Here is a 14,779-nt window from a genome sequence, read left to right as displayed (position 1 = left end):
GTGACTCAGGAAGAAATGAGCTCGTTCACCAGATTGAGCAGCGCATCACGGGTGAAGGGCTTGTGAAGAATCCGGTCGGCGCCGAGTGTTCTGGCAAGCCTAAGGGGTAGATCAGGTTGCATCTGGGGAGAACCGCCCGACATGGCGATGATTTTCGCGTCCGGAAAATCGCGACGCAACTCCATGATGGTTTCCACGCCTTCTTTTTCGGGCATGATAATGTCGGTAATCACCACGGCTGCCGGTGCCCGTCTCATGGCAGCAAGCCCGGTTACGCCGTTGTCGGCCATTTCCACGGCGAAACCTGCTCCGGAAATAAATCTGCCCACGAGGGTTCGAACTTGTTCGTCGTCATCAATGACCAGAATATGTTTCATGGAATGGCGCGGACTCCGGTGGAAGGAATGGATATACCTGTCACTGCCAATTAAACCCTAATATTGTCCGTTTCACAACCCATTCCCTTGGGGTCGGTGCAAATTTCCTGTCCCCCAGTGCCCGTCCCTACCCTGCTGCCCCACGCAGGAAAAAAATGCCGCGTTTTACCGCGGCATTGCCGTTAACAGTGCATTGCAGGCGCCGGCAGAGCACATTCTACCGGGCGACCTGTTCCCGTTCCACCTCGCGCACCAGATGGGGGACATCCAGGATGAGAGCCACGGAGCCGTCACCGAGGATAGTTGCGCCCGAAAGCCCCTTCACATCCTTGTACATCTTGCCCAGCGACTTTATGACGGTCTGGTGTTCGCCGATCACATCGTCGACAACGAAGCCGATCCGGCTCCCCTGGATGGAAGTGATCACGATCTGCTCGATTTCCGGAGGTTCCCCCTGGATGCGGAAGCGTTCGCGCAAGGGGACATAGGGGATTATCTGGTCACGGACATTCGCCAGGTTGCGGCCATGGGCGTTGGCCACGTCCTCGCGGGTAAGCTCGATGCACTCCTCCACGATGGACAGCGGCATAACGAAGCAGTCGGTACCGATCTTGACCAGCAGGCTTTCGATGATCGCCAGGGTCAGCGGAAGTTTGATGGTGATGGTGCTCCCCTTCCCCCGTTCACTGGCGATATCGATGGTGCCGCGCAGGGCATCGATGGCCTTCTTCACCACGTCCATGCCGACGCCGCGCCCCGAAACGCTGGTGACTTTCTTGGCCGTGGAGAAGCCGGGCGCGAAGATCAGGTTGTAGATCTCCTTGTCCGTCAGCTCGGCACTGGCTGTAATGAGGCCGCGCTCGACACCCTTGGCCCGGATTGCCTCCTTGTCGAGGCCGGCTCCATCGTCGGTGATAGTGATGAGCACGCTGTCTCCCGAGTGAACCGCGGCAAGATGCACGGTCCCCTGGCGGGGTTTGCCGGCGGCCTCGCGGGCCTCGGGCATCTCAATGCCGTGGTCGATGGAGTTGCGGATCAGGTGGACCAAGGGGTCGTTCAGTTTTTCGATGACCGTCTTGTCCAGCTCGGTTTCGGCGCCGGTGGTGGTCAGCTCGATATCCTTGCCCAGTTCCACCGACAGGTCGCGGACCAGCCGCTTGAACTTGCTGAAGGTTGTACCGATTGGGAGCATCCGGATGTTGAGGGCTGTGTCGCGCAGTTCGTTGGTAAGGCGCTCCACTTCTTCGGCGATGGTAACGAGGAGGGCATCGTCGCGGCCGGCGGCGGTCTGCGAGAGCCGGGCCTGCACCGTAACGAGCTCACCCACGAGATTTACGAGTATGTCGAGCTTCTCGGCCGGCACCCGGATACTGGAAGCGCTTTCCTGGGCCTGGCGTTCCTTGCGGACCTCCTTCACGTGCTGCTGCTCGATAAGGGCCGACTCGACCTTTTCGGGTTGCAGGATGCCCTGCTCCACCAGCAGTTCGCCGAAACGCTTCTGGCGGGCGAGGATCGCTTCCATGTCCTGCCGTGTCAGGTCCCCGCGCTCGGCCAGGATGATGCCGAGTTTCTTGTAGTCGGAATCGGTGTCGAGGACGCCCCCGTCGTCGATGGTGTCGATCTTCAGTTCGCAATCATCCTCGATGAAGATGAACACGTCGCGGATGGCATCGACCCCTCGCCTGCTGGTCAGAATCACGTCCCAATACACGTAGCAGAGCTCGGGATTGCACTCTTCCAGTGTCGGCACGCGCTCCATCTGGGCTACGACCCGGCAGGCACCGAGCTGACGCAGCTCGGCCAGCAGAAGGAGCGGGTTGGTGCCGTTGACGGTTATTTCCGGGGTGGGAATGAACCGGATGCGGTAGGTCACCGCCGCATCCCCCTTTCCCTCGGTGTCGAGCGGGGCGTGAACCGATTCCATGGGCAGGGGATCTCTCACCTCGGGAGCGGGGACCAGTGCCCGCAGACCGGCTATCACCTCTTCTGCCTCGCGCCCCTCCACGGGGTCGCCTCCCTCCGAGGCATCAAGCATTCCCTTGATGAGGTCCCGGGCCCTGAGAGTCAGGTTCACCAGTTCCCGGGTCACCGTCATCTGGCCGTTGCGGACCTTGTCGAAGACCGTCTCCACTTCGTGGGTGAACGTGGCGATGTCCTCGAAGCCGAACATGGCACCGGACCCTTTAATGGTGTGCATGGCGCGAAACACGCGGCCGATGAGGTCCAAGTCCTCCGGGTTCTCTTCCAGTTCCAGAAGCGAGCTCTCCAGTTCGGCGAGCAGCTCGTAGGCCTCTTCCCTGTAAGCCTGCCGATGGGCGTCCATTAGCCGAGCACCTTCTTGACCACCGCCACCAGCTGCTCAGGCTTGAAGGGTTTGACGATCCAGCCGGTGGCACCGGCGGCCTTGCCTTCCTGCTTTCGGCTTTCCTGGGATTCGGTGGTGAGCATGACGATGGGAGTGAACCGGTAGGTGGGGTTGGCCCTCACCCCCTTGATAAGCCCGATACCGTCCAGGTTCGGCATATTGAGGTCGGTGATCACCATGTCGACCCTGGTGCCGGCGAGCTTGGCAAGGGCATCCTTGCCGTCGACAGCCTCCACCACGTCATAGCCGTTCTGTTTGAGGGTGAAACTCACCATCTGGCGTACGCTGGCGGAATCGTCAACCGTCATGATAGTTTTTGCCATTACTCATCTCCTCCAATCCAAATACAGTTCTTGCCGACATCGCGCGAACAGCCCACATGCCGCTCGAATCCGGCGAGGCCGACCGATTCCGCGAAAACGGGGTTATCCCTTCCCGTGAGGAAAAACCCCTTTTGTCTCGTACAGGCGGCGCGATGGGCCGAGCAGAGCAGTTGCAGGCCGGTAATATCGACGGCACTCACGCCGCTCACGTCTACCTCCACCGAGCCGGCCTGATCCAGGGCTTCAAGCAGGGCACCTCTGAATTCTCCGGCAAAGGGTATGGTCAGGTCACCCCCGACACCGAGGACGTACCGCTCACCCGAATCCCCTCCGTGCTTTCGTTCAATCGTCAGTCCGCTCATGATATCTCCTAACTGGCTAGAACAGTTCCACGTTATCGCCGAGGCCGTCGCCCGGGGACGCGGTCGCCCCTGTCGCGACCGCCGGGGTTCCGCCTCCGACCACCCGGTGATGGACGGTGCGCTCACTGTGCATGGTATACCGCTGGGCCAAGTCCAGCAGCTTGCCGCCGTTGCCTCGCCGGGTCGCAGCGGGAACCGCCCGGCGCATATCGCGCAGCGTTTCCTCGAGCGCCGTCGCCACCTCGTCGAGCAGGGCACCGGCGGTATTGTGAACCGAAAGACCGCTGGTGGCCGCCTCGATGTCGGTCGAAAGGCTTCCCACCGCACTGTCCATATCCGCAAGCAGTCCGAGCAACCGGCTGTTGATTGACTCAACCGAGTCGAGCAGCCGCTTGAGCTCGACCAGAAGGCGTTCGATCTCGTCGGTTCCGGAGCTCACGTCGGCATCCACTTCCATGACGAGGCGGCCGGTAACCTCGGTGACCTCGCGCAGGGTTACCGAAACGTCTCCAGTTCGGGTGCGGGCATCCACCGACAAATGCTGGATCGACTCGGCAAGAACCCCGAGGGCTGCGCCACCGTCGCCGGTATTAGCCGCTTTCACCTGCGAGTTGAGGGCTATCAGCTCGATCTCGGTCCCAATCTCTTCAATGTCGGTCACAAAGGCCGAAATGTCATTCACCGAACTGACCACCAGCGTCATGGCCGAAGCCGTATCGCGCTTGGCGCGCACATTATCGGTGAGAACCCGGCTGACGCTGGCCATTTCATCTTCCATCCTGGCGAAGAACGAATGTCCCGTCTGGTCGGCGCTGCCGGTAATGCCGCGGGTTTCCTCGGACATGCGCGTTTCTTTAGCCACGATGTCGCGCAGGTTGAGAATGATCCTCTCCACCGCCGACACGAGCTCATCCCGCGAGTGGAGGAGCTGTGCCAGTTGGAGGTCGCAGACCTCGGCCGCCTCGGCCACATCTCCCTGGGGATTGTCGCCGGGGTTGTCCAGATGGCGAACGACATCTTCCAGCGCTTCTTTGACATGCTCGATCTGCTGACGGGTGATGTCGTGAAACTGGAGGGACGTGACCACTTCGCCAATACTGTCGGCAATCTCGGCCGACAGGGTGGCCACATTGTTGGCCACATCGGAACAGCGGGCATGGAGCGTGCTAAGCGCACCCAGGTTCTCTCCGGTTTCGGAGATGATCCGGCGGACATCCTCGCGCTGGCTCGCCTCGATGCGGGAGATGCTTTCAAGGGTGTCGGTGATGACCCGGCCGAGCGAGTCCTTTTCTCCGAGAATCCTTGTCGACTTTTCCTTGATGGAAACCGACAGCCGCTCAACATCCTCGGCGAGGGTATTGAATCCTGCAGCCCCTTCGCCGAGCCGTGCGCTTTCAATCTTGACGGCGGTGCTGAGCATGTGGAGGTTCTTGATGATCTTCCTGAATCCTTCCAGAGGGGTGTCAACCCGGTCGATCAGTTCGAGTACCGACCTGAGCGTCTGGGTCAGTTGCTCGGTCTGGCTGTCGGCCTGGCCAAGATAGGCGGCAATTCGGTCGAGAATTGCGGAAAGCGACTTCATGTCGCTGCCGAACTCGTCACCGAGGACGTTCTCGGCCACGCCGCGGGTCATTCGCTCGATATCGCCCGCGCGGCTGTAAAACTCGTGGAGCCTCGCGCCTACGGCAAGAAACTCTTCTTCGGTCGAGCCGGTGACCTGCTGCAGCCGATCGCCAGCATCCGCAAGGCACGACTTCCAGACCTGTAACTCCCGCAACAGGCTGTCGTCCGCAACAGCCGACGGCGCTCCTCCCGGCGGACATCCCGCCTCTGCCCCATCCTGCCTGAACCTGCGAAACAAGTCGAAAGCCACTGTATCAAGCCTCTCTGGCCCCTCCATCAACCGGGACCCCTAAGCCAGCGTTTTAACTAACTGTTTATCGTATCGACAAATTCGCGGATTACTTTAATCAAATCAATGCGGGTTTGAATCAGGAAATTCCTGATATGCAGCAAGCCGGACAGGAGGCTCAGAGCAGACCGTGGCTCCTGATCTCTTTCATCAGCCGTTGTTTGGTGATCGGCTTGACCAGGTACGAGGTGGCTCCGCCGCGATAGAATGCTTCCACCACGTTCTTCGGGTCGTCCAGGGCAGTGGTCATAATGACCTTGACTTCCTGGGCTCCATTCAGCCCCATCCCCCGCTCGATCTCGCGGATCTGCTCCAGTGCCTCGTGGCCGTCCATATTGGGCATCATGATATCCATGCAGACGAGGTCATAGGGGCGGTGCTCATCAAGGGCCAGCCGGAACGCCTGAACCGCCTCCTCCCCGTCGGTGGCGATATCGCACTCGCCGAGCGAGGTGAGAAGCTCCTTCATGATTTTGCGCGAGATGAAATCGTCCTCAACAATAAGCGTCTTCATCGACATCTCCTTTCCACATCAGTTCATTAACCCGTCTCACGCCTCCGGCGGACCGCATGCGCCCGCCGTTGTCGGAAGCAGTTCAGCCACAACACCGAGCAGCTCGTCCGCCCGTTCCCAATCTCCCCGCCGCGAGGCGAGCTGCAGTCGAAATATTTCGTCAACGAGCCTGGTCCTGCCGAGATGGGAGGCTGCCCGCTTCAGCATGCGCGTGCAGCGCTCCACCGCATCCTCGTCCCGATCCCCCACGGACGCACCCAGTTCGTCCATCAGTTCACCGAACGTCCCTGCCGGCGGAGTCGCGCCGGCAGCATCCGGCCTGTTCTCCGCAGACAGTGCGGACGGCTTGCTCTCACGGCAGCAATGCCGGCTGATGACCCGCCTTAATTCACTGAAGTTAACCGGCTTGGCCAGGTAGTCGTCGGCTCCCGCCTCAAGGCAGAGTTCCCGGTCGCCTGCCAGGGCGCGGGCCGTCAGGGCAATGATCGGAAGCCGTGCCCCACCGGCCGCTTCGCCCGCACGGATGGCCCTCATGGCTTCAAAACCGTCCATCACCGGCATTTGAACATCCATCAACACGAGATCAAAAGCTTCCCGGCCGATCGCGGCCAGGGCCTCGACGCCGTCTCCGGCAAAGGTAACCCTGTGGCCGTCGCTTTCAAGCAGCAGAGAAACAACTTTGCGACTGACCGCGCTATCATCGACCAGAAGCACCGACAGGGGCCGGACCGCAACAGATTTTTCCGCTACCGCCCAGCCGGTTGCAGGCGGCGGGGAGGCGATGTCATCCGGCGCACCACGCAGACGGACCCGGAATGAAAAGGTACTCCCCATGCCGGGTTCGCTCGCAACGGAAATCACCCCGTCCATGGCCTCCACCAGGCGGCGGACGATGGCGAGGCCCAGGCCGGTTCCCCCGTGGATGCGGGTGGTGGAGCCGTCGGCCTGAACAAACGGATCGAAGATCGTGTCGAACTTTTCCGGAGAAATGCCGGCACCGGTATCGCCGACGGAGCAGGAAACGTCAATCCGGCAGTCGTCGACGGCGGCGGCTCCCAACTGAACGGTAATTGCCCCCTGTTCGGTGAACTTCACGGCATTGCCCACCAGGTTTGCCACGATTTGCGAGAAGCGAACCGGATCACCCACCACCGTCTCCGGCACGTGAGGCGGCACATCGGCCGCAACCATAACCCCCTTGCGCGCAGCAACAGCCCTGAACGGTTTGACGGCCCGTTCGACAGCCTCCCGGATGGCGAAGGGGACCGCTTCGAGTACCAGCTGGTGTGATTCGATCTTCGAGTAGTCGAGGACCATGTTTATCACCGCCAGCATGCTTTCCGCCGACTCGCGGGCAATCTCGGCGTACTCACGCTGCCTGGGGTCCAGGTCGGTTTCCCTCAGGAGCTCCAGCGTACCGATCACGCCGTTCATGGGAGTCCGGATCTCGTGGCTCATGTTAGCCAGAAAATCGATCTTGGCCCGGGAAGAGTCAACGGCGGCGGCATGGGCGGCCCTCAGTTCGCCCTCCATCTTCGAACGGTCGGTGATGTCGATCGATATACCACCGACATCGACCACTCCCCCGGCGGCGTCCCTGAGGGGAAACTTGATAGTGTGAAACACTCGCACGCCCGCACCGAAATCGAGGAATTCATCTTGGACGGCGGTGGCATTTGATTCGACGACGCGGCGATTGATTTCAGAGAACTGGTCACACATTGCAGCCGGGAATAGTTCATTCAGGCGACGACCGACGGCTGCGTTGCGAGGGATGCCCGTCTCGCGCTCCCAGGCATTGTTGGCAAGCCGGAGCGTTCCGTCCACGGATGTAATGTAGATCGGCAGCGGAGCCTCATCGAGTATCGTATCGAGGAATTCGCTGGTGGACCGCAGAGACTCCTCCATCCGCTTCCGTTCGGAGACATCCCGCGCAATCCCGAGAATCTTGCCGTCCGGCAGCAGGTGCGCCGAAAGCTCCACCGTCAGCTGATCTCCGTTGCGGGTCCAGACGGTCCGCTCTTCCCGCAGGGGCTCACCGCCGACTATTCGCGCCAGCGATGCCGCGGCCCACCCGGAATCGACTCCCCTGCTGAGCACGCCCCAATCCAGAGCAAGGAATTCATCCCTGGTGTAGCCGATTGCGGAACAGATGGCGGGATTGACGTCAAGATAGTGTCCCTCAGCATCCATGATGAAGATGCCGTCAATCGCGTGCTCGAATAATGCTCGATAGCCGGACCCGTAGCGAAGGTCCGCCGTGATTCGGGGCAGCAGTCGGCAAAGCAGCGTGTACGGTGCTCCCAGCACCGATGCAGCGCACTTTTTCAGATAAGTTACCAGACTGCCGACCATTAGTGCTCTCCGAAAGCCGGGATGGTGCTCAGAGCGTTTTTATAGACTGCTACGTCAGCTTATCGTCCCCCGCTCCGAATAGTTGAGAGTTTTCTGAAAAAATGTCCGGAGTCCGTCCCTTCCCTGTCAACGACAATCCACGTAAAAAAGAAAACGCCGCGGATTTCCGCGGCGTTGGTTCATCTCATGCCGTGAGGTGCTATCTGAAATCAGTGTACCGGGATATGACCAGGTCACGACTCCCGGCCTCCTTGAGATGACACTCGTAGCAATTCTTGACCGTGTCCACGCCGGAGGGTTTCCCTTCCGCCGTAAAACCTGCAAAGAGCCAGCCGCCGGTTGCAGTCTGTTTCTTGTCCTTGGTCATGAGGACGATCATGCTCCGCCTCCCTTTGGTCGGCTTGCCCCCCACATCCTTGATAGTGTGCTGGACCACCACGAACCGGCTTCCCTCGGAATAGGGACCGCCCTTCCGATAGGCCGCCATGGCCTTTTTGTCCACGTAAATGTTGTGAATGCCGTAAAACAGAGAACTCTTGTCGGCTATCACCTTTTCCTTGCTCATGTCCCACTTCTCGTAACCCTTCGGCAACGACGCGCCGGCGGCGTGCACCGTTGCCGCGGCCGCAACCGACAGGAGGGCGATCGCCCATGCAATGCCTTTCATCAATTCCTCCGGTTCAGATAGTGCGGGAAGACCCCGCGGATTTTTCCTTTATAGCTCGTCCGTTGCCGCCTTGAGCGCCTCGGCAAAGGTGGCGGGCGTGCCGCCGTGCCGGGCAAAGAATGCCTCTGCGGCATCCTTGTCGGCAAAAGCCCACTTGGGTGTCTTTGTCATAACTCCGCGCCGGTCGCCGCCGATGACCCAATGGGCTTTTTCGGCGTCAATCAGCGTACCGTTCGTGAAATCGCCAACCTGAAACGACGCGACAGGCTTATTCTTCTTGGTCTTCAGATCCAGTGCGACACAACGGATGCTACAGGTGGCCACCTTTTCACCGTCCTGGTAGACGATCAGCATCCTGCTGTGGGCGAACTTCACCCGGTCCATGCCGCAGTGGACGCAATCGGGATACTCCACGGCATCGGCCGGTGCGGCGACCGGCGACTCCGCGGCTCCGTCGTGCCCGTGATGGGCATGTCCGGCAACCGCTGGCTGCCCGGACGCAAGAAAAACCCCCGCAACAACAAGCATGGCAGCTGTGAAATATCTCATTTTCATACAGTTATCCCTTTCTCGTGCGTTCAATATGGGCTTGGTAACTAGCGACAAGCCCTCAAGAAAGATTGCTGACGGCGACCGGCAGTGCCATCAAGCATACGTACAATACAGGGTAAACTTCAAGAAATATTACGCCGTTCCCCGCGCTCTCCGTTAGCGCCGCGTTCCGACGGCAAGGCAGCCCCATCACTTGCCGAGTGCCTTCTTCGGTTTGGTGTGTGACAGATCGAACTGGAACATGAGATAGCCGTAGTGGATATCGTCGTTGCTCCCCGATGCGTCGCTGAAAAATCTGCCGGTGAAGAACCTGTCGTAGCCTGCAATGATCGACAGCGCGTCAGAAATTGCATACGTCAAGGTGAAATCAGTTTCCAGGCCGATCCGGCGACTGAGTCCGTCGGGTACGTAGTTGGCCAGAAAATAGCGCCCGGTGGCTGTCAGGCTCAGATCCCTGGTCAGATCGACTCCCCAGCCGAGTGTGTAAATCTGGAGTCCGCTGGCGTGATAATCGCCAACATCCAGCCCCGACAGATCCCCGACAACGTTCATATCACCAGTGAGAGACGAGTCGGTGGCCTGATTCAGAAATTCCTTCCTGCCGCTCACACCGAGGGCCGCATCACGACTGCCCGATCCATAGGCGGCGCCGGCAAAGAAATGGTTGCCGATCCCTCCGAGGTCAGTGTCAATCATGATATCGGCGTGACCACCCCAGGCTCTGATGCTTTCGTTGGCGTCAACACCGTTGAACAGGCGTCCCGTTTGCCAGACCGGTTCTACTTCGCAGCTGACGGGACCGAACTTTGCCGTGGCCCTGACGCCGAAGGAATTCCGATGTTCCCCGTCATGACGTTCTGCGGAGCCGCTATCGCGAAATCCATAGAATTCCAGACCGGTACCGTCGCTGATGTTCCATGTGGCATAGCCGCCGGCGAGGCCTCCCTCTGTGCCGTCTGACCAGGGAGAGGCATACCAGCCGCCGAAGATGTCGACCGTCAGCGGAGCCAGAGGTGTTATCCGCAAACGCACGGCATCATAGACGAGTCCCTTGTAGAACGAATCGCTCCCGAGCATGAAGGAGCTGCCGTAGACAAGCTCCTGACGGCCGGCCTTGAGGGAATTCCCGTCCCGGAGGGGGCAGAGGATCTCGGCAAAGCCCTGGTAGAGAGAAATCTTGCCGTAATCCTGGCTCCCCCCGCTGAAGCCGTACCCCTGCCCCTCGGCGTGGAGATCGAGCCATGCCACCGGATGCCAGAAAAGATACGGTTTGACGCGATAGAGGAAACGTCCTTCAGCGTGTCCGGGGGCCTGGCTGAAGTCAGGGAGCCGGAAAGAGCCGGCACCTTCTCCTCTGACGAACCCATTCACGCCAACCCGGTATTCATAATCGTACAGATCAGGCTTGGCGAGCATGGCTTCGACTTCATCCCGCAGCGTGTGGTAACCGTGCCGGCTCTCCAGCTCGGCGTCGAGCTCTTCCCTGAGACGGAGAATCAAGGCGCGTTCTTCGGGCTCAAGTGCTTCCTTTCCCTCTGACCGACACTTCGCGAGCACCTTTTCGAGGACACCGAAAAGGCAGTCGGCAGCCTCACTCCTGAGACACGGCCGCCCGTCAACGGCCATGTCGCCCGGAAGCGCTCGGCCGGAGTCGTACTTGCGGGTCAACTCCGCAATCTGGCGGCAGGTGCCTGGCTCCGTTCTCGCGTCATCGGCCCCCATTGCCCATGACGCAGAACAAAGGGCAAAAGCAGCTGCAATGCCAATCACTATCCTTTTCATGTAATCCTCCCGTGGTTACCAGATCAACGGCCGCATACCGGACATCCCTGCATCGACAGGGGACGCTCCAACCGGCAGGTGGCCAGCAATTCATCGTTGCCGAAGATATCGCGGGTGGGACCATCAGCCGCCACCCTCCCCTCGCGCAGGACAATGGTCCGCTCGCAGAGTTCCATAACCATGTCCAGATCGTGGGACGTTATAATTTTCGTGTGTTTGAAATCCCTCAGAAGTCCCATGATCTGGCGGCGGGCATAGGGATCGAGACCGGTGGTGGGCTCGTCGAGCACCAGAATATCGGGACTCATGGACAGCACCGTTGCAATGGCAACGCGCCGTTTCTCGCCTCCCGACAAGCGGTAGGGGGGTTTATTGTGAAGATGTGCGACACCGACCTGTTCCAAGGCATCCGCGACCCGACGCTCGACTTCCGCCGGCGGCAGCCCCAAATTGAGGGGACCGAAGGCGACATCGTCAAAGACCGTCGGCATGAAGAGCTGGTCATCGGGATCCTGGAAGACCATGCCGACAGTCCGGCGCACCTCGGGAAGCGTCGTGCGGACCACAGGCGTATCGCCTATGCGCACATCTCCCCGGGTGGGGGCGAGATACCCGTTCAGGTGAAGCAGCAGAGTGGATTTCCCTGCCCCGTTCGCCCCTACCACCGCCACCGATTCACCATGATGAATCCGGAAGGTTATGCCGCGCAGGGCTTCCGTACCGTCGGGGTAGCAATGGCAGAGGTCGCGGACCTCGACAATGTGGTGGCTCATGGATATCCCCCCGTTACCAGCCCCCCCAGCAGGTGGGGAATGTTTACCAGCCTGAACAGCACGAAAAGCGCACACCAGCCGGCTGTGAAGATCCAATCGGCGCGGCCTGGACGGATCTCGCGCCGCACGTGGAATTGCCCGTTGAAGCCCCGCGAGAGCATGGCCATGTGAATCCGTTCGGCCCGGTCCCAGGTGCGCAGAAGCAGGCTGCCCACCAGGGCGGAGTAGGCCTTCAGCCCCCTCCCCCGACCGGAAAAGGTGCGCAGCTCCCGTGCCCGGACCATCCGTCCCCCCTCGTCTGCCAGAACGAAGAGATAGCGATAGAGGAACAGCAGCTGGACCACGAACGGCCGGGGAACCCCGAACCGCTCCAGGGCCATGCAGATGCCCGAAAACCCGGTGACAGCCACGAGTACGACTGCGGCACCAACCGTGAGGAGTGACCGGACGATAATGGACAGAAATGAAATCCATCCCCCGGATATAACCAGGGGGCCGAGGGCGAGCAGGGGTTGCCGATCCAGCAGGGGGTTGAACAATCCCACCACCACGGCAAAGGGGAGGACCAGCAGCAGTTTCCGGAGGATGACCGTTGCCGGCAGGCCGGCTGAGGCAGCCAGGGCCACCGGAAACACCGCAAAGGGGACAAGGGCCGCCAACTCATAGCGCCCCAGGGAAACGACCGCAACTATGAACGCGAAGGTGACGAACACCTTTGCCCGGGGATCGAGCCGGTGGACGGCCGAGTTTCCGCCAGCGAGAAGATCAAGCCGGTTCAGCTCACGGAGTGCCGATTCAATGGGAGCCATGGAGGGCAGCGATCAGGACGGAACCGCTTACGAAGACGCCCGGTGGCGCAGGATCAGGCCAATGAGGAACGCGACGCCCAGCGTCAGCGCCCCCCCTACAACCCCTGACACCGAAGTACCGAGCCTGCCGCTGCCGGCTGAGGCGGCAGCATGGGAGACATCATGAACTGCGGGGGCGGGAAAGGAATAGTCGGGCAGGAACGCAACCTTCTCCTGGATCGAGGCTGCCGTGCCATGGAAACCATCGCGGGGTGCTGCGAGCTCATCGGAACCGGTCACCCGGCTGATGGCCCATTCGAGCCCGTCAGGATTCTCCGATGCGAACCAGGAGACGATACCGCCAGTGAGCAGTGCCATTACCCCCAGGGTCAGCAGTACCCCCCGGAGGCCGGAAGCGGAGCCCCGTTCCGGAAAGAACGTGGGCAAACCGGTGATCTCGGGGTGAACACGGCTCACGAAACCGATCACCGCCGCGGTGACGAGCCCCTCCACCGCGCCGATGGCAAGATGGATCGGTTGCATGAGAAGCACAAAGGAGGTGAAGGGAAGCGCCGAAATGCCGGAAGCAACCGTCTCGAGCACCACAGCAAAGGCGCCGAGCTGCAGGCCGGTGACCGCTGCGGCCAGCGATGCCGCCGTGACTCGCCCCTGGCCCGAGCCGGGAGGCGCAATCACGCGGTAGATGAAGGGATAGGCAATGAACGCGGGAAAGAAGCCGAGATTGAAAATATTGCATCCGAGCGCCAACAGCCCGCCATCCGCAAAGAACAGGGCTTGGACCACCAGCACCGATGCAATGGTCAGAAACGCGGCATGGGGTCCCAGCAGCACAGCCAGCAGCAATGCCCCCCCAAGGTGCCCGCTGGATCCGGTTCCCGGAATGGTGAAGTTGATCATCTGCGCTGCAAATACGAATGCGCCGAGGACACCCATGAGCGGCACCTTCCGCTCATCGAGCTCCTGCCGCACCCTGCGGCAACTCCAGGCAACGGTACCGGCCGTGGCCGCCCACAGGACTCCCCCGACCGCCGGTGAAATAAGCGCATCCGCCATGTGCATGCTGTTCTCTCTTTCCGGCGCCACCCGCGTGTCACCAATCAAGCATATAGTAACACGCTACAAATAACCGACACAGAATGGTATGTCAACAGCATTATGTCGTATACATGTCCCGAGAGCTCTAACTACAAAAAAAAGGGGAGCCCGATCCGGGCTCCCCTTGTTACTGAAAGAACTGCTCCTCAGGCGAGGGCGTTCAGATCCCTGAGAATATCTTCCACATTGAGACCGTGGGCATTTGCACCTTGTTCGAGGGATTCGTTCTGAGCCCCCATGCAGCCGATGCAGCCAAGGTTGTAGGAGCGAAGAACGCCGGCCACTCCCGGGTGGGTCTGAAGGGCTTGAGCAAAAGTCATGTCTTTCGTGAACTTCTGAGTCATATCGGATCCTCTTTCAAAGTTGTTGCGGGAAAATCCCCGCAGGCTGCATGTATGCGGTTAAAGGTCCGCGCTTCAGACGTACTTGATGTCGATGATTTCGTATTCCTTGAGCCCGGATGGCACCTTGATCTTGACGCTGTCGTCGAGCTTATGGCCGATGAGGGCCTTGCCCACCGGCGAAGTGCAGGAGATCTTGCCGAGTTTGATATCGGCCTCTTCTTCGCCGACGATCTTGTAGGTGACCTCTTCTTCGGTTGCAGTGTCGTAGAGGGTAACGGTGGCGCCGAACACCACCTTGTCCGGTTTCATCCCCGTCAGGTCCACCACATAGGCCCGGGCAAGCTTACCCTGGAGTTCCAGAATGCGCCCTTCGATGAAGGCCTGGCGGTTTTTGGCCGCATCGTACTCGGCGTTCTCCGACAGGTCGCCGTGGCCCCGGGCCTCGGCGATGTCCTGGATCACTCGGGGTCGCTCCTCGCGGATCAGGCGCTTGAGCTCTTCCTGGAGAGCCTCGTAGCTTTCCTTGGTCATCGGTATGGTGTGAGACAT

General features: G+C 60.4%; 15 protein-coding genes. All 15 read right to left on the bottom strand.

Features of this window, described 5'->3' with window-relative positions; translation table 11 throughout:
- Positions 1-5 precede the first annotated feature (5 nt).
- A complete protein-coding gene (locus tag GS_RS06430; protein ID WP_010941946.1) occupies positions 6-377 on the bottom strand; it encodes a response regulator in 372 nt (123 codons plus the stop codon).
- Between the two features lie 217 nt (positions 378-594).
- Positions 595-2,700: a chemotaxis protein CheA gene (locus tag GS_RS06425; RefSeq protein WP_010941945.1), complete on the bottom strand. Its 2,106-nt coding sequence runs from the start codon at positions 2,698-2,700 to the stop codon at positions 595-597.
- Positions 2,700-3,065: a response regulator gene (locus tag GS_RS06420; RefSeq protein ID WP_010941944.1), complete on the bottom strand. Its 366-nt coding sequence runs from the start codon at positions 3,063-3,065 to the stop codon at positions 2,700-2,702. Before GS_RS06420 ends, GS_RS06425 begins: the two co-directional genes overlap by 1 nt.
- Positions 3,065-3,427, bottom strand: a complete 363-nt coding sequence (locus tag GS_RS06415; RefSeq protein WP_010941943.1) for an STAS domain-containing protein — start codon at positions 3,425-3,427, stop codon at positions 3,065-3,067. Before GS_RS06415 ends, GS_RS06420 begins: the two co-directional genes overlap by 1 nt.
- Before the next feature lie 16 nt (positions 3,428-3,443).
- Positions 3,444-5,300 carry a methyl-accepting chemotaxis protein gene (locus tag GS_RS06410; protein ID WP_235044990.1) on the bottom strand — a complete coding sequence of 619 codons (1,857 nt, stop codon included), beginning with the start codon at positions 5,298-5,300 and terminating at the stop codon, positions 3,444-3,446.
- A 157-nt stretch (positions 5,301-5,457) separates the two neighbouring features.
- Positions 5,458-5,853 carry a response regulator gene (locus GS_RS06405; RefSeq protein ID WP_010941941.1) on the bottom strand — a complete coding sequence of 132 codons (396 nt, stop codon included), beginning with the start codon at positions 5,851-5,853 and terminating at the stop codon, positions 5,458-5,460.
- 36 nt (positions 5,854-5,889) lie between these two features.
- Entirely contained in the window at positions 5,890-8,208 is a 2,319-nt protein-coding gene (locus GS_RS06400; RefSeq protein WP_010941940.1) for a PAS domain-containing protein, read from the bottom strand.
- Between the two features lie 199 nt (positions 8,209-8,407).
- On the bottom strand, positions 8,408-8,875 hold the full coding sequence (locus tag GS_RS06395; protein ID WP_010941939.1) for a cytochrome P460 family protein: 468 nt from the start codon (positions 8,873-8,875) through the stop codon (positions 8,408-8,410).
- A 48-nt stretch (positions 8,876-8,923) separates the two neighbouring features.
- Positions 8,924-9,430: a nitrous oxide reductase accessory protein NosL gene (locus tag GS_RS06390; protein WP_010941938.1), complete on the bottom strand. Its 507-nt coding sequence runs from the start codon at positions 9,428-9,430 to the stop codon at positions 8,924-8,926.
- Positions 9,431-9,616: 186 nt separating this feature from the next.
- Positions 9,617-11,209 carry an alginate export family protein gene (locus tag GS_RS06385; RefSeq protein WP_010941937.1) on the bottom strand — a complete coding sequence of 531 codons (1,593 nt, stop codon included), beginning with the start codon at positions 11,207-11,209 and terminating at the stop codon, positions 9,617-9,619.
- A 23-nt stretch (positions 11,210-11,232) separates the two neighbouring features.
- Positions 11,233-11,982 (bottom strand): energy-coupling factor ABC transporter ATP-binding protein, encoded by a 750-nt coding sequence (locus GS_RS06380; RefSeq protein ID WP_010941936.1) that lies wholly within the window; start codon positions 11,980-11,982, stop codon positions 11,233-11,235.
- On the bottom strand, positions 11,979-12,791 hold the full coding sequence (cbiQ, locus tag GS_RS06375; RefSeq protein WP_010941935.1) for a cobalt ECF transporter T component CbiQ: 813 nt from the start codon (positions 12,789-12,791) through the stop codon (positions 11,979-11,981). Before cbiQ ends, GS_RS06380 begins: the two co-directional genes overlap by 4 nt.
- Positions 12,792-12,818: 27 nt before the next feature.
- Positions 12,819-13,850: an energy-coupling factor ABC transporter permease gene (locus tag GS_RS06370; RefSeq protein WP_010941934.1), complete on the bottom strand. Its 1,032-nt coding sequence runs from the start codon at positions 13,848-13,850 to the stop codon at positions 12,819-12,821.
- Positions 13,851-14,032: 182 nt separating this feature from the next.
- Positions 14,033-14,230 (bottom strand): DUF1858 domain-containing protein, encoded by a 198-nt coding sequence (locus GS_RS06365; RefSeq protein ID WP_010941933.1) that lies wholly within the window; start codon positions 14,228-14,230, stop codon positions 14,033-14,035.
- Positions 14,231-14,302: 72 nt separating this feature from the next.
- Positions 14,303-14,779: a transcription elongation factor GreA gene (gene greA, locus GS_RS06360; protein WP_010941932.1), complete on the bottom strand. Its 477-nt coding sequence runs from the start codon at positions 14,777-14,779 to the stop codon at positions 14,303-14,305.

It is taken from the genome of Geobacter sulfurreducens PCA (assembly GCF_000007985.2).
Taxonomy (GTDB): domain Bacteria; phylum Desulfobacterota; class Desulfuromonadia; order Geobacterales; family Geobacteraceae; genus Geobacter; species Geobacter sulfurreducens.
This window is presented reverse-complemented; position numbering and strand designations above follow the sequence as displayed.